Raw genomic sequence first — 22962 nt, forward strand, 5'->3', positions numbered from 1 at the left:
TTTACCAGAAAGGTGAAATAACCTATAGGACGGGAGCCACTCCGCACAGCTAAGTTTCTTGTGCATGGTATGCGAAAGAGCGAAACTCAGGCTCAGATCTAAACCGACATCATATCTGCAACTTTTCCTAGATCTGAGGGATGGATTGCAATAGTGTTTGAGGCAGCAATGGGGTATTGCTGAGGCTTTACTCTGGTTAGCTTATTCAGAAAACGGTTGTATGTATAAAACTCGTACCCCAAAAGTTCCAGTACTTTAGCTGTAGCAGTTCCAATGGGGCTACGCTTGTTCTCAAAAATGATGACAGGGTGGCTGGCGCTAAGCAACTCTTTACCGCCTGAAATCACTCGATCTTCTGCACTTTCTGCATCGATCTTGATGAGATCAATCTGGGGTTCACCTTTCGAGCGCCAGACGGAGTCCAAGGTAACAAGGTTCACAATTTTTCCATCATCGTTTGGTTCCCGTTCTGACATCTGCTTCGGATCATCGACAGAATTGAAGACACTAGCTCTTTCTTCCCTTAGCTGAATAGTGTCTTCATGATCCCCAGCGGCGGCTTCTATGAGGAAGACAACATCCTCTAGGGAGCTGGCACTTATTGTCTTCCGCATACACTGAAGACAAGAAGCCGTGGGCTCAATTGCGATTACACTACCCGTAGGACCTACTCGATGCGCAGCAAGGAAAGTGTATACCCCAACATTTGCCCCTACGTCGATTACATTCATCCCTGGTCTTAAAAAGTGCTTGCAGAAGCTAATCTCGCTCTCAAGCCATTCTCCTTGAGTAAGTAGAACGCGCGTGACAACACTCGAGAACGAAGGCTCGAGGGAGAGTCTGCAATTTTCATAGTCAAAATAGAGATCGGGCTGCGCAGGGAAAGAGGCTGTTTGCACTTGAGACACAACCTCCCACAGTGCAATTTCCTTGACCAGGCATGCTTGGCGATGAGTTGGATCAAGGCTAAGTATATGGTTAATTGGTATTAGCCCTTCTATCTTTTTCTGCGAGAGAAGCTCAATCGCTACCGCCAGAGCTGCTTGTTCATCATCTGGATCTATCGAATAAGTTAGGTTCCAAAATCGCATGGCTTCTGGGCTGTATACGACCCCAATATGAGTAGCTATCCATCTGGCTAAATAATAGAGGTAACTGTGTTTCGTGTAAGCATTTGGGCGGGCAGAAACTTCGCTTTCAACCCAGATGGGGAGATCTATCGCTTTGGAAGGACGTAAACCTGCCGCTTCTGTGCACAGAAATTCTAGTAGAGCGTAGGCATCTTCAAAGGCGCGAGGACGATCGCCCAGTACCAGTAGAGCATGTATTCGATTTAGCCAGCAGGGAACATGGCGGGGATCCTTAGCCAAACTTCTTCGCCACAGGGATAGTGCCTCTTCCCAAGCAGATTGACGTGTTGAGACTGAAGCATCAGCACTTAGGGATCGAATGAGCTCGATCCCAGCTTGGTTCCATTCATCTGGAGTTGAGTACAAGTCGTTGGGGTGAAACGTATAAGTTTCGTGGGATTTACCTTCCAGGATGTGGAAGAAAGCAGCTTCCATGCTGCGGGCATGTTCTCTTGGATCCCAAATCACCGACCAACGGCGAGAATCCTTGATTTGCCTTTTGATCCGATTAATCCACTCCGGATCATTGCCTAGTTGGATCCCGCGTTGGATAAACTCTTCCACCGACCAAGTGATGCAATCTTCAAGGCCTACATTTTTCAGCAAGCTATAGCTCATTCGGCCATAGTAATGGCGACCTACCAAGGTGAGAACTGGCACGCCCATGTAGAGGGCTTCCATAGTGTGGGTTGCGCCTGTGTAGGGAAAGGTATCTAAGACCAGATCCACCAAAGCCAGTTGGCCGCGATGCTCTTCTACAGTGCTGGTTTTGGCTAGAAATCGGACGCGATCCAAAACATCTAATTCTTTGGCTCTTTCCTGATAGCGCCTGATAACTGTGGCAATTTCCCCTGAGCCTTTGACAATTAGGATACCGTTAGGTACGACTTTTAGAATCTGCAGGTGAGCATCAATACATTCGGGGGTGCGCTTGTAGGCACTGGCCGCAGTTAGAAGAACAATATCTTGCGGATCGATTCTCAGCTTAGCTCTGAAATCTATCTTATCAGCGGGCAGGACGTCCAGATAGTCCACAGCACAGTAGCTAGGCAAGCGGATAATTTTTTCATGGTAATCGGCCTGCGCATCTTCAGGAAGGACATAGGGATCGGCGAAAAAGTAATCAAATTCTGGCAAACCGACAGCATCTCCGCCAAGCCAACCAATTTGGATAGGAGCGGCCCGCAAAGCTGCTACGATGTTGGCATCGTGACTGGTAAGGGAGTCCATAAAAACCATGATATCGATGCGATCCTCGCGTGCTTGAGCAGCTACCTGAGGCGGATTGGTTTCTCCTGGAAAAAAGCGAAAATGGAGATTTTCGTGAGAGCGAAACTTTTGATACATATTGTCATGACTGGCCATATCTTCATTTTTCCACCCCTGGTAGTAGTAGTAGACAACGTCCAGAAGATCGCGAGATAGGTTCCTGAGAGTAGCCTCACTGAGAAAGCCAACCGAGTGCCGATGAAAGCAGTTACCCAGAAAGCCTACCCTCAGCTTTCGCTTAGTTCTGCCAGATCCGCAGTAGTCTTGCTGATTCTTCTGCCAATATTCCGACCAAAGAAAGTCTCGCTGAGAAGCCATTAAGCTTAGGCAGTCGTTAAAGATTCTACCACCAATTTGTTGGTAATGACGAATCAGAGAGCGATCGTCAGTTAGATAACTCCAACAAAAGCAAACTCGAAATATAATGGATTTGGAAATTGTTAAGCTCTCAAGTAGATTTTCGTCATCAATTTTTAAGGACTCTAAGTTAGTTTCCCTTGACAAAATCAAGTCTATAATTTTTTGAATAACAAGGTTTATCCGTTCTGGCTGGGCAGCATGGATCAACTTTTCCATCGATTCTGATAGAAGGGATAGACGAAGAGTAAAGTTCTCTTGCACCTGTGAGCTCTCGGCCGCCGTGATGAGAGCTTCTCCTAAAATGGAATAGCCATCACTGGTAGAGTTCTGGAAGAAGGCGCGGGCTGCCCTCTGAAAAAAGTCACCGATTAAGTCCTCTATCGTCCACAAACCTTCATAGCGCTTCGCCTGCTCGGGATCCACAGCATGAGCCAGCTGGGCTAGCAAAGCAGCAAATCCGGATTTCTGGTCCTCCAAAAGACGAGCTTGTAAAGCTGTGGCCACCTCAAAAAACAAGCTCAGGTAGCCGTCATCCCATAGCCGCGCGAGCAATTCAGTGAGGAGCGGCTCCTGAGTAATGTCCAGGCTGCCCTCGCCTCCTAGGCCATCCAGCAAGGCTTGCCCATAAAAGCCAACTGCCAGCTCATCCTGAGCTTGCAGGGTCCGCATCAGCAAAACTTGGGTGTTGTCCCGCCGGCTTGGATCCAGCTCAAAGGCCATCTCCCGCAGCTTTAGACAAGCCTGAAGACGCTGCTGTGGATCCTGCGTTGGGCTATTTTCTAGACGGCCTGCGAGGGATAGTAACAAATCCAAGACTTTCTCCTGAGACAGGATCCCTGTTCTCACCAGAGGCGTGTAGAGCTGGTAAGCAAGGCTCAGCTGGCCAGCAGCCAAGGCCTGCTCCAGCGCCGATAGGGTAATTGCCTCTGGCTCAGAGGGGAAGGCTGGCTCATTGGCCAATGAAGATGGGGAGAGGTCAAAGAAACCCCACAGGAACTCCTGCCAATCCTTTGCGCCTTGCTCTCGGTAAAAAGCCACCAACCACTCCACAAAAGCATCGGGAGACTGCTGAAGCAGTTGCTTGGCTTCTAGGATCCGGGCTTGCAGCGTAGGGTTCATAGGTTGAAGGAAGAGTGCTAGTCTTAATCTGCCATGCTGAGGCCGGCTCAGCTAAACCACTGACCTGTGTCAGGCTCATCTGGCAAAAATCCGCAATTGCGCCAGGGAGCAGGCTGTTATGAATCGCCCTTGAGCGGGGTAAGTTAGCACTAGCAGGTGAGCTGCACAGTTAACTCTCTAGTTTGCTAAAGGATCTGGTACTCATGAGCGCAAAGTCTCGTCAGTCTCTGTTTCGGGCCAAGCTGGCTCAGCAAATTCTCTCCAAAGCCAAGGGCTTCACCCTGATCGAACTGCTGGTGGTAATTGTGATCGTCGGCATTTTGTCGGCGGTGGCGATCCCGCAGTTCTTGAACCAAGTGCGCCGCTCCCGCACGGCTGAAGCCCAGGCAGCTCTTACTGCGGTAGGTCGTGCTTCTGAAGTCTATCGGCTGGACTTCTCCCAGTATCCTAATCACTACACTAGGATTCAGTACGGCTGCCCCACAGACTACTGCGGCAGTAAGCAGGATAAATACATGAATGACCCGTGGAGCGCTCCCAACTACACGCTACCAGTGGCCACCGATATTTCTTCTGTTTCGCCTCAGGGAATGCGCTGGGACACCACAGCAAAGAACGATAAGTACATCAACGCTTCTGGCACCAGAATTCAATGCAGCATTGGGCTGGGATCACAGGAGACAGTTGTGGCTACTGCGGCTACCTTTGTTGGTAAGAGCTGCAACGTCTTTGACTAGTTTCTATCTCTACTTTATGTACTCCGTGGCTCCCTGTGGGGAGCTTTTTTATTTCAGTTGCTCCAGTCTCCCTCAAGAGTAGGCAAGGGCTCTAGGCTAAACCAGTGAACTAGAGCGAGGACAGTAACTGTGATGGGTAGGAGATGCGAGTAAGAATACCCTTTTCGATGAGGCTCTGGTTGATTGCAGGATTGTCATAAAGTACGAACTCTTGATAGAGGGTTGCCATGCAAGCCATATCTCCTGAGCAGTAGGCATCCCGTGAGGCCAAGTGAAAAGGGAAGCAGATAGGTGTAGATTTTGAGCCCCACCAGTAATCAGGAAATTTTCCTAGTTGGGCGTATTTCTTGTAGTAGTTCTGAAATCCGCAGTTCAAGTAGTGCAAAACGCAAGGTAAAGATGCTACCAAGGTATAATTTTCAGGAACATCAAAGCCGTGTACGCCATTGGGCAAAAGATCAGGATGGAGCCGAGCTGCCGATTTTCCATTTTGGTAAGCTAGAAAGTATTGGCTCTTACCAGAGATACTTCGAAACTGAGTGTAGAATTCAGGGTTCAAGGTAGCAGGATTCTTCTTAAATAACGTGACCTCGTGAAAGTAGTCGCCGATGTCAAATACTTCGGGAGCTGCCTCGTAGTTTAGAAACCTAACTTGGGATATGTTACTGCTTAATTGATCAAAATAATCTGAAGCTGACATCTGGCCAGGATAAAAAAGCTCATCTCCATCAATATGAAGAATCCAGTCCATTTCCTGCTCTAGAGCAAGCTGTATAGCAGTTTCTACGTTAAGGATCTGGCGAGCCATAACTTCATAGCCGATGTGGGGCTCACATGTGGGATAGAGAACATTCCATAACGCTTGTTGAACTTGTAGAGCTTCGTCGTTGGGAATAGCTGTTACATTGGAAAACTTAAGCGCTATCTGTACAGCAGGATCCTCTGGATCGTCAAAGAAGACGTAAATATGGTCGATCCCAATAGCAAGGTGATAGCGAATAAATGACTCTAGGCATAGGCCTGGATCTCGAACAGTGGTTACAATACAAACTCTGGCCATGGTGGAGCTGCAAGCCTTTAGGTGAATTGCTTGGCTCCTAGCCAAGTATTGATAGTGAAGCGGCTATCGGCAAAGGCTTGGCTAGGGCTAAATACCGGCAGGATCTCATGTAGGCAACTGCTGGAGAAGAAGACGATGCTGTTATTTGTAGGAGTTACCTCATCGTATGCCCCGTGCAGGATTGGTGGATGAGGTTTTTGCCTTTGGGTATCGTAGATGCGCAGCTCACCTCCTCGATAAGGCTTTGGCTCTTTGTGGAAGTAATATACGCAGCTCACCTGGCGGAAGGCAGTTTGTGGGTAGGAGTTATCGGTGTGGGCGGTAAAGAAGCAGCCATCATGGCTGGCAATCATCTCCATCTCAAAGATTTGAATGTCAAAGTTCTCAATGCCTAGCTCGGCGAAGATTTGGGGAGCAACAGCCGCAATTTTTTCTCGCAGCAGGGATCCATGCTCCTGAAAGTAAGCGAAGTCCAGCCTCAGGGAGCGGCGAAATTTTAGTGACTCTGCCTCGGTGTTGCTCTTGCTGTAGCTCTTGGAAGGGATAAACTTGTCTTGGTGGGTAATGGCATGTTGGAGAATGGCTTGGTTGAGCTCTTGAGGCAGGAAGTTATCCAGCTTGATGTATTTACAGGGGTAAAACCGGTTGGGTTCTGAGGGATCCGGCTGGGTAAAAGTCAGGAATACCGGGTTAGCTGCCAGCAGTGATCCAGGGCCAATTGCTTGGATGTGAGCGAGATCCTGCTCGGTTAACCCTTTGTGCTGGGGATCCCAAGTGAGGAGATGGATCCCTTGGCCTAGATTGGGCAAAATCTTCTGCAGGTGAAAACTGGGATCCACCCCCATCAAATCTAGGTTGGCTTGGGCTATGGCTCCGTAGCGGCAATGGTTAACTAAGTATAGGGCTAAGTCAGCCAAGTAATTCCGCAGTAGCAACGATCGAAGTAGATGGGTGCGATAATCGGTGAGCTCAGTCTGGAAGCAAACGCCAATCTGGGTCTCTGGGAACCAGTGCCATAGATCTGCTAGAAGGGCAGGAACAGAACCTTCCAAAAGTAGAACCCGTTCTTCTAATCCCAATTGAGAAATTTGAGTTTGGATATCTTCCGTGCTAATTGGCTTTTCGGATGAGTTCTGCAGAGGATCCCGCAGAATCACCGCCAGCTTTTCAGTATAGCGAAGCATTGCCTGCAGAATAGCTGCGGACTCTTCCCAGCCAATCTGGCAGAAGATCTGTTGGGCAGGGAGACGAGCTAAGGCCCAGTCCAATAGCTGGGTGAGACTCTGGGTTTGCTCCAGTTCTAAGGCAAGATCCTGTGCGAGGTCTTGGCGCTGCATGGAGAGGGATCCCTGACGTCTGCTCTAGCTTAATGTACCCGGATCCACCCCCAGTTCTCACAACTTTTAGGCCAGGCGCTCAGCCCTTTGCTGCTCCAGTTCAGCCTTGGCAGGCATCAGTTCCCCAGCGGCAGTGGCCCACAGAATCCAGGTGGCCTCCTACCCTCCCACTTCGCTGGGTACAGCCTCAAAACCTCGCTCGGCATGGGTGGTGGAGATGAGCAAGTCCATCTGGCACGTGTGCCGCCAGCTTTCCATGGGTATGCCATTGTCGTAGGAGAGCTCGTCTTGGGTAGGGGCCATCCAGGCAGGTAAACTGGATTCGGCTCTTGCAGACAGGGATCCATGGGGTTGCTTATAACCTATGCTCGGCTTATCGTTTTCCAGGGCAACAGAGATCCCTTGTTGTTGTGTCCAATCCTAGTAGCCTGTAGGAGCTAGAAGAACCTGCCGCTCAACTTGGGGAGTCGAGAAATGCAAGACATCAAGGCCAATGCTCCGCGAATTCTCCTCAATTGGCCAACTCCGCCAGACTATATCCCGCCCCCGCAGCTTTCAGATCGGCAGGTCAGTCTTTGCCCCAAGAGGAGAGCCAAGGGCTTTGGACTAAACTTTGTCAATCTCTCTAAGGAATTGGTGGAGTGCCCAGAGGGAGACTATGACCTCTATGACTTTGTGCAGCAGTCTGAGCAAATTACAAATAAGGAGTTTGACCTAGTTATTGTTTGGACTTCCAGCTTTGACTAGAGTAATCCCCTAAATACAAGGAAGTTTAAATGCCCCACACTCTTGCTAGCTGGAGACACCCACCACTGGAAACTTCCCATCAACCATCTCTTGGCCTACTGGGCTACTGAAGGCTTTGATTACGTCGCTACTGCCTATAACTTCCAGCATTTGCACTGGTTTGCCGCAGCAGGCGCTGAGAATCTTGCCTGGTTGCCTCTTATCTCCATGCGCACTGTTACCCACGATTGGGTGGAAGATAGAGAAAATCAAGTGGTCTTTATCGGCCAACAGGGATCCCGCCATCCCAGGCGTTGCCGGCTGGTTCAAGCCATAAAGAATGCAGATTTGCCCATCCTCATCAAAACAGCCAACCGCCAAGAGGCAGCCAAATGGTTTGCCCATTCTCTGATTTCCTTTAACTGCAGCCAAAATGGGGATCTGAACTTAAGGAACTTGGAAGTGATTTCCGTGGGGGGCTTTCTGCTCACCGACCAGCTCTCCTTCGCCTCAGGATTGGACGAACTTTTGGCGCCCGGCACCTACTGCGACACCTACAACTCCGAAGCCCAACTCCTGGAGAAAATCCGCTACTACCTAGACCATCCCCAGGAGGCCATTCAAATTGCCCGCCGCGCTTATCACACTTTCGACCAACACTGGCATCCCCGCCACCGCATTCAGAACCTGCTGGACTGGGTGTTTGGGGGAGAGCTGCCGGAGCCTTTTCGCTACTCCCCTTGCTCCGATGTTCGCTACTTTGTCAGCACGGCCAGCTCTGCCTGGATAGACACACGACTAGGAATCTACGAGCCCATTCAAGAGCTGCATCGCGTGCAGGAGCGACTGAGGGTATTTGTTGGCCGAGGCTGTCCTGGGGTGATAGCCGCGGACTTGCTGGACTTGCCGCGGCTGGAGCTGTACGTGGAAGAGGGGTTTGGGGATCCCTGTGGTCTGCTGCAGCAGAAGGGAGTGCCCGAGCGAGTTCATGAGGTGAGGGGGGAGCCGAGCAGTTGGCCCAGCTTTGATGCGGTGGTGTGCACAGCTGAGGACTTGCAGCGGCTGGGGCGGCCTGTGAGGGCTAACTTTGCTTTTGTCTTGGCAGAGGACCACCAACTTCTTTTGGCCAATGCCAGTAAGTTAATGGAAGCAGTGTTGACTAGCTTTGACTTTGGCAAACTCAGGTTTTCGGTAAGGCTCTACCCAGACACCGTTTTTTACGAGAGGACGTATCTTAACTTTCCTGTGTTTCTGTCTAGTCAGGTGCAGATGGTTATCGACATCGGAGCTGGGGTAGGCCTTGGTAGCGTTTGTTTTCGGGGTTTCTGCCCTGAGGCGGCCATTCATTGTTTTGAGGTGGATCCCTTGGCTTTGCACCTGCTGCAGCAGAATGCTCTTGGTTTGGGCAACTGCTTTGTGCACTCAGTGGGCTTGGCAGGGCAGGATAGCTGCAGGACTCGTCGCCTCTGGCCAGAAGACATCGAGACAGAGTGGGGAGTAGAGCAGGTGCTCCCTCTCCGGGGGGCAAGGACAGCTCTGAGGGAGCTGGGTTTGGAGTCTATCGATGTGCTCAGGGTAGCTACAGGTGGGAACGAGGTGGAGGTGTTGACCAGCTTGCAAGAGCAGCTCAAAGACATCAAGGTGATTTACGTGGAGTTTACTTCTGAGCAAGACCGCAAGCAGATTGACCAGATGCTGGATCAATCCCATCTCCTCTGGCAGGGGGAGATTTCTCAAGGTAACTACGGCTGTCTCTGTTACCTGAGCAGAGCTTACGTTTAGGTAAAGTAGCTGAACAAAGTAAAAAAATGAGCCACGGAGCGGAACAAATACGACTCTCTCTCAGATCTAAGCTTCCTCTTTAGGTCTACCTGCATGTTATCTTGCCTGTAAAGTCATCTTATCCCCAACTGAACTGACTATAACTGGAAAAAACTATACTGGGCAGACAAGTCAGGAGAATTTCTAGCCATCTTGTAGTAGATGTCAGACTGGATACTTACAAACAAACTTCTAGCCGGGATCCAAGCCCAGCAAGCAGGAGATTTGCGACAAGCAGAAGCCATTTACTCCGAGATCTTGGCGGAGTTTCCTGAGCAAGCCGACGCTTTGCACCTGCTGGGAACGGTGGCCCAGACCAAGGGGGATTTGGAATGGGCAGCTGCGCTAATTGCCGAGGCTATTGAGTTAAATCCTTGCGTAGCTCTTTATCATCACAACTTAGGCGTGGTCTACGAGTCTTCGGGCCAATGGGAGAAAGCCTTATCCTGCTACCGGCAGAGCTTAAACCTCAATCCCGATGCCACTCTTTCCGCCTTTCAAGCTGGCAAGATCCTCGTTAACTTACGTCGCTGCGAAGAGGCGATCCCCCTGCTCAATTCCCTGTTGGTAAACTCGGATCGAGCAGCAGGGATCCCTTTGGAAGAGGTGCATCTGAATCTGGCCATCGCCTGTCGAGATCAAGGAGAACACGCTGTTGCCTTGGATCACCTGGAGAAAGCATTGGCTTTGGATCCCCAGTTAGAACAGGCTCGTTGGTTTTATCATCTGTATCTGCCAGCAGTCTATCGGAGCGAGGAAGAACTCAACTCCTTTCGTGCTCGCTTTATCGAGCATCTGGATTGTCTTATTGAGGAAACTCCCCTAGAAACAGAGGAGCAACGTCGCACAGCGCTGTGGGCATCAGGACTGGGAACCAATCACTACCTACAGTACCAAGGCTACAACGACCTGGATTTACAGAAAAAATATGCCCAGTTTGTTCAACGCATAGTCAACGCCTGTTATCCCGATTGGAGATATCTTCCTTGCCAATCCCAACCAGGGGATCCCCTCCGAGTTGGGTTTGCCTCAGCTTCCATGCGAGCTTGCTCTTACAGCCGCTTATCTCTGGGTTGGGTTAAGTACCTAAATGCTAATTGGATTGATGGACAGGCTAACTCGGAGCGAAAGTTTCAAGTCTTCGCCTATCACTTGGATCCCAGAACCGATTTCATGACAGACCGGTATCGTCAATATGCCGATGTGTTTCGACACATTCCCACCGGACTTGAGGATGCAGCCCGACAAATCCTGCAGGATCAGCTAGATATTTTGGTGTATTTGGAGATTGGTCTTTCACCTCTTATTCTGCAACTGGCTTCCCTGCGACTGGCACCGATACAGTGCTCCACTTGGGCTCATCCTATAACTTCTGGACTTTCTACGATTGACTATTTCCTCTCCAGCGATTTAATGGAGCCAGAGGATGCTCAAGAACATTATAGTGAAACCCTGATTCGTTTACCTCATTTGGGCACTTGCTTCGAAAAGCCGGTTTTGCCTCAGCAAAAGCGCTATCGAGAGGATTTCGGCCTGCGCAGAAACGCAGTGGTTTACCTAGCTTGTCAATACTTGGGTAAATATCTGCCCCAATATGACTATCTTTTTGCCGCTATTGCTAAGCGAGTGCCCAACGCTCAGTTTGTCTTCTTGGCTCTGCCCAATGCTGCCATTGCTCGACAATTTCAGCAACGGCTCACCCGGGCTTTTTCCCTGTACGGTCTCAATGCAGAAGACCACTGTCTGGTTCTGCCTGGATTAGACCATCAAGACTACTTGGATCTCAACCGCTGTGCGGATCTCATGTTGGATTCCTACGGCTGGTCAGGTGGGATCACCACCCTAGAAGCCGTTGCGATTGGGTTACCTGTAATCACTTGCCCTGGAAAGCTGATGCGGGGCCGGCATACCTATGCCATTCTCAAAAGAATGGGGCTGGACAGTTTAATTGCCTCGGATCTGAAAAGCTACGAGGATTTGGCCGTAAAACTGGGATCCGATCCTGAGTTTCGCCACCATATGACTGAAGAGGTTCGGCAGCGACGCGACCTACTCTTTGAAGATCGAGAATGTGTGGCAGCCCTGGCCCATTTCTTCCTCACCAGGAAGCCCGACGCCAGTAGTGGTTAGCCCACTGCGAAAAAGGGTTTTGCTCTGGATCCCTTCCTGAGGACAAAATTGGCTCAACGGCCCCACTACGCCCTTGAAGCTCCCTTCTCGAGGTCAACAGCGGAACAGCCCCCCCAGGCCGGTGCAAGCCTAAACGTGGGAAAATCCTGTCAGTGATCTGCATTTTGCTGAGAATTGCTCAGAGCATCGTAATCTAGAGGAACATTGACATCCGGTGTCCGGAGGAGTGCTTATGCCAGGGCCAGCATCGAATGCTTCTAGAGCTCCGCAGGGATCCCTGCAGAGGGTTTTCTTGGGCCTTTTGGCCTCAGCTGCGGTTTTGGCAGGCTGTGGAGGAAGTGGAGGGAGTACAATACCGCCTCTGGTGAACGTCTGCGAACAAGCCTTCAGTCCAGGCCTTTTTGCATCGATTGGTCTGCGCCGACAGGGGGATAGGCGCAGTGGAACCTTGGGGCCAAATAGCGACTTGGAGATCTACTTCGATGAGAGGGACAATGTCATAAATGCCCGGGAAGTTCCACCTCCCCCTGGCACGTTTACCTTTTATGTCGATGGATTCCTTTACTTTCCTTCTGCAGCCAATGTTACAGGAGTTACTATCCGCCTAACTAGTCCAGTCTTCGACCCTGTGCTGGTCATCTTTGGTCTTGATGTCAACAGGGAGACTGATCCGGAATTCTTCTTCATCAACGATGACGCAAAGCCTGGTGATTTCACCACCTCCGAGCTGACGATCCCAGTACGGCTAGACCGCTGTTACTCAGTGCTGGTGCAAAGCTACTGGGCCCAGAATTCCCGCAGCGTTGCTCCGGGTAGCCCAGGCCGAGGTCCCTATACCCTCGAGGTGGTGAGGGAAACCTCTGCCGCGCCTCCTCCTCCCCCTCCCATCCAGCAGAAGCCTGACGACAGGGAAAACGGCGGTGGCGGAGACCGAGGGGGGGGTGTCGGCCTCTAGCTCTGGCGGGTGAGCTTGATGGCAAAGTCAGCGCTGCCACAGGTGGCTCTGCCGCGAATCACGCGCCCGTCAGGGCTGACCGTGCCACTCCAAGCAACGGTTGGGGTACCGCTACCCCCTATCCTGCCGCTAACGGAAAGTTGGTTGCCGATGAGCTGGCCACTGCGCTCAGAAAAGCTGGGGGAGGAAACGCTGATCTGGTTGCCCTCCTGACGAATGGAGACGGTTTCCTGGACGCCAGCCGCAACATTGACCTTGCACAGGGATCCCTGCCAGATAAAAGATCCTCCCTCGTAAAGCCACTCGCCGCTGAGGGCCAGCTCTGCCGCAGGTGTTGGCGTTGCTGGGGCAGGTGTGGCAGTGGGAGTAGGAGGTGGAGGCGGGGTGGGGGTAGGAGTACGAGGGACAAGCGGGGTGAATCGAGGGATAGGGGTAAGCGTCGGTGTCGGAGTGGGTGTTGGTGCTGGAGTCGGGGTGGGCGTTGGCACCGGAGTGGGTGTTGGTGCTGGAGTCGGGGTGGGCGTCGGTGTCGGAGTGGGTGTTGGCGCTGGAGTCGGGGTGGGCGTTGGCACCGGAGTGGGTGTTGGTGCTGGAGTCGGGGTGGGTGTCGGCGCTGGAGTTACCTCAGGGGTAGGCGTGGGGGTTGCTTCGGGCGTAGGGGTAGGCGTAGAACCGGGAGTTGGGATCCCTAGGATTGGTTTTACGGGTATAGGCTCTATGCGTATGGGCTCTACCTTGGGTTCGGGAGTTGGGGTGCGATCCGGCTGTTCCTGGGTATCGCGAACCGCTGGACGTGGCCACAGCAAAAAGGCGGCCAGCAAAGCCATAACGCCCAGGGATCCCCCGGCCAAAACCCACTTCAGGTTGCTGTCGGAAGGTTGCAGAACCGTTTGGGGGGCAGCTTGCCGCAGAGGGCGAGTGCGGGGAGTATCGGTTCGTGCCGGCGTGGCAGGGCGAGCGACGGGGGGATCCTGAACGGTCGGGAGAGCGTTGCTGGCTGGGATCACTGTGGAGGGCGTTTTGGGAGTTTCATCCTCACTTTGGGGGGAGGGATCCGGTGTTTCCGGCGAAGCTTCTGCTGAGGAGGGTTCCCGCTCGGTGATGTAATAGGGGATCCCTGCACCTGGGGAGGGGGGAGAGACCGGCTCATCTTCGATGAGATCCAGATCCTCATCGCGGATATCTTCAAAGGCTCCAGAAGCTGATCCTGTATTGCGGGTGGTTTGGATTGGTGGCTTGGGGTCAGAAGAGGGTGGAGCATCCCGTTGAGCCTTAGCGCTGCCGGTGGGCAGGATCACAGTGCTGGCTTGGCCACTAGAGAGTTGGGTGGTTGCCGTCAGGTCATAGGCTTGCAGCAGTCGTTCCCCCAGCTCCCGCATCGTTTGCGGTCGTTCGTCTGGGTTTTTTTTCAGGCAATCCATCACCACCGCTGCTAAAGGGGGTGGGATCGGCTGGGGAGCTGCCTTCGGGTTGATCTCGATTGGGCTTTCGTAGCAATGGGCGTGGATCCAGCTGTGCAGGGAGTCGGTTTCCAGCTGAAAGGGCATGGATCCCGTCAGCATCTCGTAGAGCACTACCCCAAAGGAGTAGATATCCGAGCGGGCATCCAAGGCTTTGCCCCGTATCTGTTCGGGAGAGGCGTAGCGAGCTGTGCCGATAAATCCTCCCCCTTTTTGGGTGCCCAGGCTGAGGGTGTGATCCGCCAGGGTTTTGGCCACGCCAAAGTCGAGGATTTTCAGTTGGGGGATAAGCTTGCCATTTTGAAAAACTTGCTCGATGAAGAGGTTGCTGGGTTTGATGTCGCGATGGATAACGCCTCGAATCTCGCGACCCTCTACCTTGGCCTGAAACGTGTGGGCAAAGTGCAGCCCCTCACAGGCCTGCAAGGCTAGTCGAACGGCTTGTCGAACCGGCAAAGCCCCTTTTTCTCGGATCAGCTTGCCCAGATCCTGCCCCTTGAGGTACTCCATCACCAAGTAGGCCTGCTCCCCCTCTTGGCCGTGATCCAAAACCTTGACGATGCGAGGATGCTGCCCCAGAAGGGTGCTAACGCGGATCTCTTCGGCAAAGCGACGGCGCAAGTCTGTCTGGAAGTCGCCCCGGCTCAGCAGCATGGGGGCATATAAGATCTTGACAGCTACCTCTTGGCCGTTGTTGTGTAAGTCTAAGGCGCGGAAGACGGATCCCATACCACCGCTACCAATTTCTTGAATCAGCTGGTAGCGGTTGCCCAAAATGCGGTTGGTGAGATCTGCGGTCATGGGTTTGCAGCTTGGAGAAGAGGAATTGCAGGGGGAATGTCCATACCATAAACCGAATTGCTGAGGTCTGCATCAGCCTAGGTCGCGGCTGAACTCAGGGATCCGGATTGGGGCCATCTGTTGGAAATGGCGGGGTTTTCAGTTGATTCTTCAAGGTGACTTCTCAGCTAGAAATCGCAGGAGCCCCGCCCTCTGTCCGTAGGACGAGGGTCGGGAGGAATGCGGAAGTTATGATAGAACCATGACCCAAGTCCTGACCGTCTCCTGCAAGCTCAAGGTGTCCCAGTCGCAAGCTGCAAAGTTGGATGCGACAATGGATGCCTTTGTGCAGGCGTTGAACTGGGTCAACCAGAACACACCCGAGAAAGTCGCCAACGCCGTTAAGCTCCAGTCTCTGTGCTACCGCGAAATCCGTGCTCGGTTCGGCTTGTCCAGTAACTTGGCCCAGCAGGTCTGCAGACGGCTGGTCGGCGCCCGTAAAGTTGCCCGACAGAAAAACCGCCCCGTCAAAGCGTTCAAAGGGGGCTTCGCTACCTACGACGCTCGTATCTTTTCGTTCCGCGAGAAAGACTGGACGGTGTCGCTGACCACGGTGGAAGGCCGAGAACGCTTTGAGCTGGCGATTGGCCGTTACCAGAGAGAACAGTTGGCGGGCTCCAATCCCAAATCTGCCACTCTGGTCAAGCGCAAAGACGGTTCCTACTTCATTCAAATCTGTGTGGAAGCGGAGCCATCCCCACCGCAAGGCACGGATAGAGTGCTGGGCGTGGATTTGGGAAGGACGGATATTGCCCATACGTCAGAGGGGGACAACTGGAATGGACAGCAGTTGAACCGAATCCGAGACCACTACTCCAAGCTGAGGGCGGTACTTCAACGCAAAGCCAGTAAGGGCACACGCAGTTCGCGGCGCAGATGCCGTCAACTGTTGCAACGGCTGTCTGGCAAGGAGAGGCGCTTTCAGGCGTGGGTCAATCATCGCATCTCCAAAGCTATTGTCTCTAGGGCAAAGGCGACAAACAGCGCTCTTGCTCTGGAAGACTTGACAGGGATTCGGAAAAGAGTCAATCAACAGCCACGCAGCAAAGCCGAACGGCGCAGGGCCAACAGTTGGGCGTTTTATCAACTCCGTCAATTTTTGGAGTACAAGGCTCTGCGTGCAGGGGTTGCTTTGATTCTTGTTCCGCCTGCCTACACGTCGCAGACCTGCCACCGGTGTTTGCACATTCATCCCGACCCTGCGCAATCCTACCGCAGTGGGAAGCAGTTTAAGTGTGGACACTGTGGATGGGAAGGGGATGCGGACTTGAATGGTGCGAATGTGATTGCGCTTTTGGGGGCTGCCGTAAACCAGCCTAGAGGCTCGTGGTTGGCTTGCCAACTGCAGGGCTACCGTTCGCGCCAGCGGGCCGGAGGCCTTAAGCCCGCCCTGTGCTGCGAAGCAGTCAGGGTCGGGTAGTTTACATTTACTTAACTGTTACTTAAAAGTTGTAGAAGAAAGCTCTGGCGGGGGCAGTGACGCTCAAGGGAGAGCTGCGGTGATCGGTTTCACCGTCCAAGAGAACATTTTCTGGTTAACTTTGGGGGGGATAGTCTGGATTATCCTGAGCAATCCCCAGTCTGAAGAAGGGGACAATCGACAGGGATCCCTTGATGAGGTTGACCATGGACTTGGGCTTGGTGGTGATTGCCTACAAAGAGGGGGATCGGGAGAGCAAAGCCGCCTGCCAGAGGTGTGCGGAGCAGTTGCGCCGGCGCGGCGTTACGGTGTTAACGGCTCCCACCGGCTTGCACCACAACCCCTACCCTGTCTTTCTAGAGGCCACCTCGGATCCCATCGATCTGGCGGTGGTGCTGGGGGGAGATGGCTCGGTGTTGGCGGCGGCACGATACCTAGCCTCCTATGGGATCCCGATTTTGCCAATCAAAGTGGGGGGTAGGCTGGGGTTTTTGGCCCAGTCGGAGCGGGTGCTGCAACAGGATCCCTGGGATCGCATTCAGGCAGGGGATTTTTTCTTGCAAGCCCGCATGATGTTGCAAGCCCAGATTTGGGAACAGCCGCAGTTGGGGCAAGGGGATCCCTTGGCCGCCCGTGGAGAGGGAAAACCCCAGGGCCGCCCGGTTAGCGAAGTCTACTATGCCCTCAATGAGATCTGCCTGAAGCCGATCAACCGAGAGCGGCTGCCCGCCGCGATCATGGAGATCGAGGTCAACGGAGAGATTTTGGATCAGTACCACGGGGATGGCGTGCTGGTGGCCACACCGACGGGATCCACCTCTTACACTCTGGCAGCCAATGGCCCCATCCTCGAGCCCACCCTCGACGCCATCATCATCACCCCTATTTGTCCCCTGAGTTTGTCCAGCCGTCCTATTGTCATCAGCGGCACAGCCAGGGTGGACATTTGGCCCCTTGCGGATCCCGAAGGGTTAACCCGCCTGTGGACAGATGGCGTGTTGGCTCAGTCGGTGAATCCCGGCCAGTGGGTTCACATTCAGCAAGCGCCTACACCGGCCAAGCTGATGATCCTGGAAAAAGATCTCTCCTACTTTCGCACTCTGCGGGAAAAATTGCAGTGGGCGGGCAGCCGCATCTACATCCCCACCACCAACCACCGCCCCGAGGGGGGATAAGGAGAGCTTAAAGTTGGGCAGCTAGAGTGGCAAAGTTCGCTCCCATAAGCATATTTCCCATGAGCCTGAGACTTTACCTCCTTAGACACGGAGAAACTCCCTACAGCCGTTCCGGCAGCTTTTGCGGCGCTCTCGATCCCGACCTCACCCCCGAAGGCAAACAAATGGCAGAAGCCTTTGCCGCAGCCTATGCTGGGATCCCTTGGCAAGCTCTCTACGTCAGCCCAATGCGGCGCGCCTTGGCTACCCTAAGCCCCCTGGCCGAGAAAGTTGGCTTGGAGATGCAGATTCGAGAGGGCCTAAGAGAAATTCACTACGGCGAGTGGGAGGGCAAAACCCACGCTGAGGCGCAAGAAGCCTACCCAGAAGCCTATTGGCGCTGGATGACCGAGCCGGCCTGGAACGCCCCTCCGGGGGGCGAAACCGCCGTGCAAATTGCCAATCGGGCCATGCCGGTTGTGGCCGAGATCCAGGAAAAATGGACAGGCGGCCACGTCTTGATCGTCTCCCACAAGGCCACCATTCGGGTTATTCTCTGCAGCCTGCTGGGCATCGACCTGGGTCGCTACCGGGATCGCATTGAGGTTTTGGCCGCCTCGGTCAGCGTGGTCAAGTTCGACCGCTATGGCCCCCTTCTGGAAATCTTAGGGGAACGCAGTTATCTGCCTTCCGATCTGCGAGAAAGGGCAGGTACCTAATTGTTAGAGGGAGCAAGGTTTAGGATTCTTGAGGTCTTTTGGGTCTCTTTTTGAGGGAGCAATCATGGGCAAAAAACTGGGATTAGCACTGGGCAGCGGCGGAGCGAGGGGATGGGCTCATATTGGTGTGATTCGAGCTCTAGAGCGGGCTGGGATCTCCGTTGACTACATTGCTGGGACGAGCATTGGCGCTTTTGTGGGAGCCATTTATGCAGCAGGAGAACTGGATGAGCTGGAAGACTTTGTGCGAGATCTCAACTGGAAGATGATCCTGTCTTTGTTTGATGTGGTCTTTCCCACCTGTGGCCTGCTGGATGGCAACAAAATTTATGAGCTGCTGACAGAACATTTGCAAGAGCTGTGTATTGAAGAGGCCGGGATCCCCTTTTGCTGTGTGGCTACCGACTTGATCACAGGCCAGGAGGTGCTGTTGCGTTCGGGCAAAATGGCAGATGCCGTGCGGGCCAGCATCTCTATCCCAGGGATCTTTACACCCTTTTACTACGAAGGGCGCTATCTCGGAGATGGAGGCATTGTCAATCCGGTGCCGGTGCGAGTGGTGCGGGAGATGGGGGCCGATGTTGTCATCGCGGTCAATCTCAACCATGTGGATCCCGCGGATGTGGAGTCGCAACTGGAAGAAACAGAGGTGGAAGAAACCCTTCAACGGCGACAGCGCTTGAATGCTGAAGGAGAAGTGATCGAAGAAGAAACCAACTTCATCACCCGCATTCGCAAACGCTATCAATCCCTACAACAAGGGATCCAAGAAAAAATTAGCCAATGGTTTCCAGATGAGCCCTCTGGTCCCAATATTTTCGACGTTATTGGCAAGACGTTGAACGTGATGGAGCAAATCGTTACCCGCAGTGTTTTAGCCGAACATCCGCCGGATTTGCCCTTACAACCCAAGCTGAGCCAGTATGGGATCTTCGATTTTCATCAAGCAGATCCGATTATTCAGGAGGGCTATCGACAAATGCGGCGGGCCATTCCAGAATTGCGACAAAAGTTGGAGCAGTGAACCACCACTTCTCCAGCAGTTCAACCTAAAGCTTTGCAAGGATCTGCAAGCCAAGCTTTCCAAACAATCTCAGATGGATCCTGCTATCAAAATGGGCCTGAAGCTCACTCAATTGGGATAAATTGCAACAGCGATCCCGTGTGGATGAGATGGGCCGGGGCAGATTTTCCATCCTGGTCGGGATGGGCCAGCAGCACACAGCGATCTTGAGGGGTGAGGTCAAACTTGACAGAGGGATCAGGTTCTCTTTCCAGTGGAGGGCTGAGCTGGGGATCCCCGACAAAAGTAAGTCGTGCCAACACGGTCAGCAGGTGATCTTGATGGGCCAGGTCTGACCCAAAAGGAGTCCGCTCTTGTAACGTAACAAGTGCTACCGGGTAACCTTCTCGCATCAAGTAGAAGAGGATCCCGGCACAGCGCTCTACAGCTCGCTCCAACTTGTCTCGATGGATCTCGGGCCTCTCTTTCTGGGGCTGCCAGCGGTTTTCAAAACAGAGGGTGATGGCCTGGGCTCGTGGACGCTCCAACTCCCGCACGATTAGTTGATCCCGTTTGGCCGAGATCTTCCAATGGACAGAGCGCACATCGTCCTGGGGGCGGTAGGGCCGTAAGCTCAGGTAGTCTCCCTCTCGACCGGGTTGGGGGCGCAATTGGTTGCCGCTGCTGAGCTGATCCCACAGCGCCAATCCTTGAACCGGGGCGAGCCGCGGAAACACGATCACCGTTTGGGGATCCCTAATTGCCACCGCCTTGCGGAAGAGTTCAAATGGGAAGCTGGTGGCAACTTCAAAACCTTGCAACTGCCAGGCTCCCCGCCTTGAAAAAGTCTGCTGATAAAAAGTGTCCACCTTGGCACCGGGATCCACCCGCAAAACATAGCTGGAAGGCCAATCTTCCCGCCTCAGCCCCTCAATGCGTTCGCTCACCTGCAACGAGAAGCTGGGCAGGCGCCGTTTGCGATTGACCAGCGTGAGACCCACCAAGACAGGCTGGCCGGCGAAAATGCGGCTAGGCAACTGCCGGCTGACCTCCAGATCTTTGAGGGTGATATCAGAGAGGGTACCGCTGATGAGGATGAGGCTGAGCAGCATCCCCAGCAACAAGTACAGGGGATTGTTGCCGGTGTTGAAAGCAGCAATACTTACCAACAGGGCGATCCCGACAAACCGCCCCCCAATACGGGTGAAGCGGAAGCGGCGCAGAAAACGAACCTGGCGCCTTGATTCCTGCTCTGAGGAGAAGATCCCCAGGCTTCCCGTCTGTTGAAGTAGTGGAACTAGTTTTCGGCTTAGTTTCCACAACACCGCAGTCCCCTCATCACTCCTTCATCCCCGGCCCCTCTCCAAAGGAGAAAGAGGTCTGGAATCTACAAGCTGCTTCAGTGTAATTTGAAATCACCATAACCAGTGCTACGGGCAGGTTTTTTCTGAGAGGATTTCAGCAATGGCCGCAGCCACCCGCTCTTGTTGACAGGTGGTCAACTCAGGAAAACACGGCAAAGACAACACCTGAGCCGCACATAGCTCGGCATTGGGCAGATCCCCCCGCCTGTAGCCCAGCCCTCGGTACACCGGCTGCAGCGGCAACGGCAGAGGATAGTAAACCCGACTGCCAATGCCCCGCTCCTTCAGACCCTGCTGCAAATCGTCCCGCCGCCGCGAATCCAACGGCTCAGAACCCACCACCCGCACCGTGTACTGGTGCCACACCGAGTTCCCCCCCACCCCCACCTGGGGCAACATCAAGCCCGGGATCCCTTGCAGCAAGCGGTGGTAACACTCCGCAATCCCCTGCCGCCGCCAGTTCCACTCCCGCAGATGGGGCAGCTTCACCGAGAGAATCACCGCCTGCAGCGCATCCAAACGACTGTTGAGACCCAAATGCTCGTGGTGGTACGGACGGGTCTGCCCATGCTCCCTGAGAGCCCGCACCCGCCTGGCCAGTTGGGGATCCCGCGTCACCACCGCCCCCCCATCCCCAGCCGCACCCAGATTCTTGGTGGGAAAAAAGCTGAAGCAGCCCACCTCTCCCCACGTGCCCACCGGCCTGCCCCCCCAGCAGGCCCCCACCGCCTGGGCACAATCTTCCACCACCGCCAAGCCGTGCCGCCGGGCAATAGCCAGAATCTGGGTCATGTTGGCCGCCTGCCCAAACAAATGCACCACCACCACCGCCTTGGTGCGGGGGGAGATGCTCCTTTCCAGCAGCTGCGGATCCAGGTTAAAGGTGCACGGATCCACATCCACAAACACCGGACGCGCCCCCACCCGGCTGATGGCGGCAGCCGAGGCAAAAAAACTGAAGGCACTGGTGAGCACCTCATCCCCCGCCTGGATGCCCAAAGCCTGCAAAGCCAGCACCAGGGCATCGGTGCCGGAATTGCAGCCGACGGCCTCCAAAGAGCCACCCCCCAAAAACTGGGCAAACTGCTCCTCAAAGCGCTGCACCGCCGCCCCGCCGATGTACTGGCCAGAGGCCAGCAGAGCCTCCACCTGCGGCTGCAACAGCCCGGCCAAAGCGCGGTACTGCCCCGTCAAATCCAGCAGCGGAATCGGCTCCTCCGTCATGGTGCTGCCTTTGCAGAAGGTGGCGGCCACAGCCCATCATCGCGGATGAGAGCCTGTGTACACAACGCTCTGGCCCAGAAGGGTTCTGGGGTTTGTCTTCCGCGGGTCGAGCTGGCCCTGAATCTATCCACCCAATCTGAGATAGAGTAAGCGGGGATCCCCTAGGCTGGATACAGCTTTCTACAGGATGCTTTATGCAGGTGGCTTCTCGAGCAGTTGGCGGCACAGCGCCTTTGGCCCCCCGCCTTTTGGCTTTGGTGCCGGGCGGGATTGGTGACCAGATTTTGTTTTTTCCCACCTTGGCCAGTTTGCGGCAGCGCTTTCCTGAGGCGGAGCTGGAGGTGCTGGTGGAGCCGCGGGCGGCGGCTGCCTACGAGGTTTGTCCTTCGGTGAGTCGGGTGCTGACTTTTCCGTTCAAAGAACAGCTGTCGTTGGGGGATCTCAGCGACCTGCTGGGGCGCATTCGGGAGCGGCAGTATGACGGGGTGCTGAGCCTGGGCCGAAGCTTGGGGGTCAAGCTGTTGTTGTGGCTGACCGGCATTCCCAAGCGGGTGGGCTATGCGCCGCCGGGGCCGGGGCGACCTTGGCTGACCGACCCGGTGCCCCTGAAGCCGGCCCAGTATGCGGCCCAGATGTACCACGACCTGGTGCAGGGGTTTGGCATTGCTGCGCCGGCGGGGTTGCCCCAGATTCGTCTGAAAAAAGCAGACCTGGAGTGGGCAGAGCAGGAACGCAAGCGCCTTTTGGGGGATGCCGCCCAAGATTATGTGCTGTTGCATCCGGGGGCCAGCCAGCTGTCGCAGGAGAAGGGAATTCAGAAGATCTATCCCTCTGCCAACTGGGTCAAGGTCATCAAGGGTTTTCGGGAGCAGCGGCCGGAGCTGCCGTTGGTGCTGGTGGTGGGGCCAGAGGATGAGCAGCTGGCGGAGGGCTTTCTGGCGCAACTGCCGGAGCTGCCGGTGAGCCGTCCTGTCCGGCTGGGGCAGCTGGCGGCCTTGATTGGTGGGGCAACGCTGCTGTTGTGCGCCGATAGCGCTCCCATGCATTTGGCGGTGGCGGTGCAGACGCCGCTGGTGGCGTTGTTTGGGCCCACCGACCCGCTGCGGTTGCTGCCTTCAGAGGGGCCGTTTCGGG

At 54.2% G+C, this 22962-nt stretch carries 16 protein-coding genes; 9 read left to right on the plus strand and 7 right to left on the minus strand.

Annotated elements, in window-relative coordinates:
- Nucleotides 1-98 precede the first annotated feature (98 nt).
- Complete coding sequence (locus ACVWZJ_RS10550) at nt 99-3878, minus strand: FkbM family methyltransferase (RefSeq protein WP_457395997.1); 3780 nt, start codon at nt 3876-3878, stop codon at nt 99-101.
- Nucleotides 3879-4081: 203 nt separating this feature from the next.
- Between ACVWZJ_RS10550 and ACVWZJ_RS10555 the strand changes: the two genes are divergently transcribed.
- Nucleotides 4082-4615, plus strand: a complete 534-nt coding sequence (locus tag ACVWZJ_RS10555; protein ID WP_457395998.1) for a type IV pilin protein — start codon at nt 4082-4084, stop codon at nt 4613-4615.
- Nucleotides 4616-4724: 109 nt separating this feature from the next.
- Here the strand turns inward: ACVWZJ_RS10555 and ACVWZJ_RS10560 are convergent, their stop codons facing one another.
- From ACVWZJ_RS10560 to ACVWZJ_RS10570, 3 genes are all read right to left on the minus strand, one after another.
- Complete coding sequence (locus ACVWZJ_RS10560; RefSeq protein WP_457396000.1) at nt 4725-5675, minus strand: glycosyltransferase family 2 protein; 951 nt, start codon at nt 5673-5675, stop codon at nt 4725-4727.
- Between the two features lie 17 nt (nt 5676-5692).
- Complete coding sequence (locus ACVWZJ_RS10565; RefSeq protein WP_457396002.1) at nt 5693-7012, minus strand: 2OG-Fe(II) oxygenase; 1320 nt, start codon at nt 7010-7012, stop codon at nt 5693-5695.
- Nucleotides 7013-7171: 159 nt separating this feature from the next.
- Nucleotides 7172-7315 carry a hypothetical protein gene (locus tag ACVWZJ_RS10570; RefSeq protein ID WP_011432125.1) on the minus strand — a complete coding sequence of 48 codons (144 nt, stop codon included), beginning with the start codon at nt 7313-7315 and terminating at the stop codon, nt 7172-7174.
- Nucleotides 7316-7486: 171 nt separating this feature from the next.
- Between ACVWZJ_RS10570 and ACVWZJ_RS10575 the strand changes: the two genes are divergently transcribed.
- The 3 genes from ACVWZJ_RS10575 (at nt 7487) to ACVWZJ_RS10585 (ending at nt 11689) form a co-directional block, all read left to right on the plus strand.
- A complete protein-coding gene (locus tag ACVWZJ_RS10575; RefSeq protein WP_457384947.1) occupies nt 7487-7759 on the plus strand; it encodes a hypothetical protein in 273 nt (90 codons plus the stop codon).
- A 42-nt stretch (nt 7760-7801) separates the two neighbouring features.
- Nucleotides 7802-9520 (plus strand): glycosyltransferase family protein, encoded by a 1719-nt coding sequence (locus ACVWZJ_RS10580; protein ID WP_457396004.1) that lies wholly within the window; start codon nt 7802-7804, stop codon nt 9518-9520.
- 201 nt (nt 9521-9721) lie between these two features.
- Nucleotides 9722-11689 (plus strand): O-linked N-acetylglucosamine transferase, SPINDLY family protein, encoded by a 1968-nt coding sequence (locus tag ACVWZJ_RS10585; protein ID WP_457396006.1) that lies wholly within the window; start codon nt 9722-9724, stop codon nt 11687-11689.
- Nucleotides 11690-12640: 951 nt separating this feature from the next.
- Here ACVWZJ_RS10585 and ACVWZJ_RS10590 read toward each other — a convergent pair.
- Nucleotides 12641-14905 carry a serine/threonine protein kinase gene (locus ACVWZJ_RS10590; protein WP_457396007.1) on the minus strand — a complete coding sequence of 755 codons (2265 nt, stop codon included), beginning with the start codon at nt 14903-14905 and terminating at the stop codon, nt 12641-12643.
- 241 nt (nt 14906-15146) lie between these two features.
- Between ACVWZJ_RS10590 and ACVWZJ_RS10595 the strand changes: the two genes are divergently transcribed.
- The 4 genes from ACVWZJ_RS10595 to ACVWZJ_RS10610 all read left to right on the plus strand — a co-directional run bounded on the left by ACVWZJ_RS10595 (nt 15147) and on the right by ACVWZJ_RS10610 (nt 19261).
- Nucleotides 15147-16364 carry an RNA-guided endonuclease InsQ/TnpB family protein gene (locus ACVWZJ_RS10595; RefSeq protein WP_457396009.1) on the plus strand — a complete coding sequence of 406 codons (1218 nt, stop codon included), beginning with the start codon at nt 15147-15149 and terminating at the stop codon, nt 16362-16364.
- Between the two features lie 206 nt (nt 16365-16570).
- Nucleotides 16571-17539, plus strand: coding sequence for an NAD(+) kinase (locus ACVWZJ_RS10600; protein ID WP_414424646.1), 969 nt, complete (start codon nt 16571-16573; stop codon nt 17537-17539).
- A gap of 59 nt (nt 17540-17598) precedes the next feature.
- Complete coding sequence (locus ACVWZJ_RS10605; RefSeq protein WP_011432118.1) at nt 17599-18237, plus strand: histidine phosphatase family protein; 639 nt, start codon at nt 17599-17601, stop codon at nt 18235-18237.
- Nucleotides 18238-18301: 64 nt separating this feature from the next.
- Entirely contained in the window at nt 18302-19261 is a 960-nt protein-coding gene (locus tag ACVWZJ_RS10610) for a patatin-like phospholipase family protein (protein WP_011432117.1), read from the plus strand.
- A gap of 104 nt (nt 19262-19365) precedes the next feature.
- Here the strand turns inward: ACVWZJ_RS10610 and ACVWZJ_RS10615 are convergent, their stop codons facing one another.
- Nucleotides 19366-20409, minus strand: coding sequence for a DUF58 domain-containing protein (locus tag ACVWZJ_RS10615; protein WP_238376861.1), 1044 nt, complete (start codon nt 20407-20409; stop codon nt 19366-19368).
- A gap of 261 nt (nt 20410-20670) precedes the next feature.
- Nucleotides 20671-21828 carry a DegT/DnrJ/EryC1/StrS family aminotransferase gene (locus ACVWZJ_RS10620; protein WP_457396013.1) on the minus strand — a complete coding sequence of 386 codons (1158 nt, stop codon included), beginning with the start codon at nt 21826-21828 and terminating at the stop codon, nt 20671-20673.
- 194 nt (nt 21829-22022) lie between these two features.
- On the opposite strand from ACVWZJ_RS10620, the gene ACVWZJ_RS10625 reads away from it, so the two are divergent.
- A partial coding sequence (locus tag ACVWZJ_RS10625; RefSeq protein WP_457396011.1) for a glycosyltransferase family 9 protein occupies nt 22023-22962 on the plus strand: 940 nt, incomplete at its 3' end.

The organism is Thermostichus sp. OS-CIW-29 (genome assembly GCF_054058195.1).

What these genes read in the sequence shown, in the direction of transcription:
- ACVWZJ_RS10550 (WP_457395997.1), bottom strand. Translation starts at nt 3,878, where the DNA reads ATGAACCCTACGCTGCAAGCCCGGATCCTAGAAGCCAAGCAACTGCTT.
- ACVWZJ_RS10555 (WP_457395998.1), top strand. Translation starts at nt 4,082, where the DNA reads ATGAGCGCAAAGTCTCGTCAGTCTCTGTTTCGGGCCAAGCTGGCTCAG.
- ACVWZJ_RS10560 (WP_457396000.1), bottom strand. Translation starts at nt 5,675, where the DNA reads ATGGCCAGAGTTTGTATTGTAACCACTGTTCGAGATCCAGGCCTATGC.
- ACVWZJ_RS10565 (WP_457396002.1), bottom strand. Translation starts at nt 7,012, where the DNA reads ATGCAGCGCCAAGACCTCGCACAGGATCTTGCCTTAGAACTGGAGCAA.
- ACVWZJ_RS10570 (WP_011432125.1), bottom strand. Translation starts at nt 7,315, where the DNA reads ATGGCCCCTACCCAAGACGAGCTCTCCTACGACAATGGCATACCCATG.
- ACVWZJ_RS10575 (WP_457384947.1), top strand. Translation starts at nt 7,487, where the DNA reads ATGCAAGACATCAAGGCCAATGCTCCGCGAATTCTCCTCAATTGGCCA.
- ACVWZJ_RS10585 (WP_457396006.1), top strand. Translation starts at nt 9,722, where the DNA reads ATGTCAGACTGGATACTTACAAACAAACTTCTAGCCGGGATCCAAGCC.
- ACVWZJ_RS10590 (WP_457396007.1), bottom strand. Translation starts at nt 14,905, where the DNA reads ATGACCGCAGATCTCACCAACCGCATTTTGGGCAACCGCTACCAGCTG.
- ACVWZJ_RS10595 (WP_457396009.1), top strand. Translation starts at nt 15,147, where the DNA reads ATGACCCAAGTCCTGACCGTCTCCTGCAAGCTCAAGGTGTCCCAGTCG.
- ACVWZJ_RS10600 (WP_414424646.1), top strand. Translation starts at nt 16,571, where the DNA reads ATGGACTTGGGCTTGGTGGTGATTGCCTACAAAGAGGGGGATCGGGAG.
- ACVWZJ_RS10605 (WP_011432118.1), top strand. Translation starts at nt 17,599, where the DNA reads ATGAGCCTGAGACTTTACCTCCTTAGACACGGAGAAACTCCCTACAGC.
- ACVWZJ_RS10610 (WP_011432117.1), top strand. Translation starts at nt 18,302, where the DNA reads ATGGGCAAAAAACTGGGATTAGCACTGGGCAGCGGCGGAGCGAGGGGA.
- ACVWZJ_RS10620 (WP_457396013.1), bottom strand. Translation starts at nt 21,828, where the DNA reads ATGACGGAGGAGCCGATTCCGCTGCTGGATTTGACGGGGCAGTACCGC.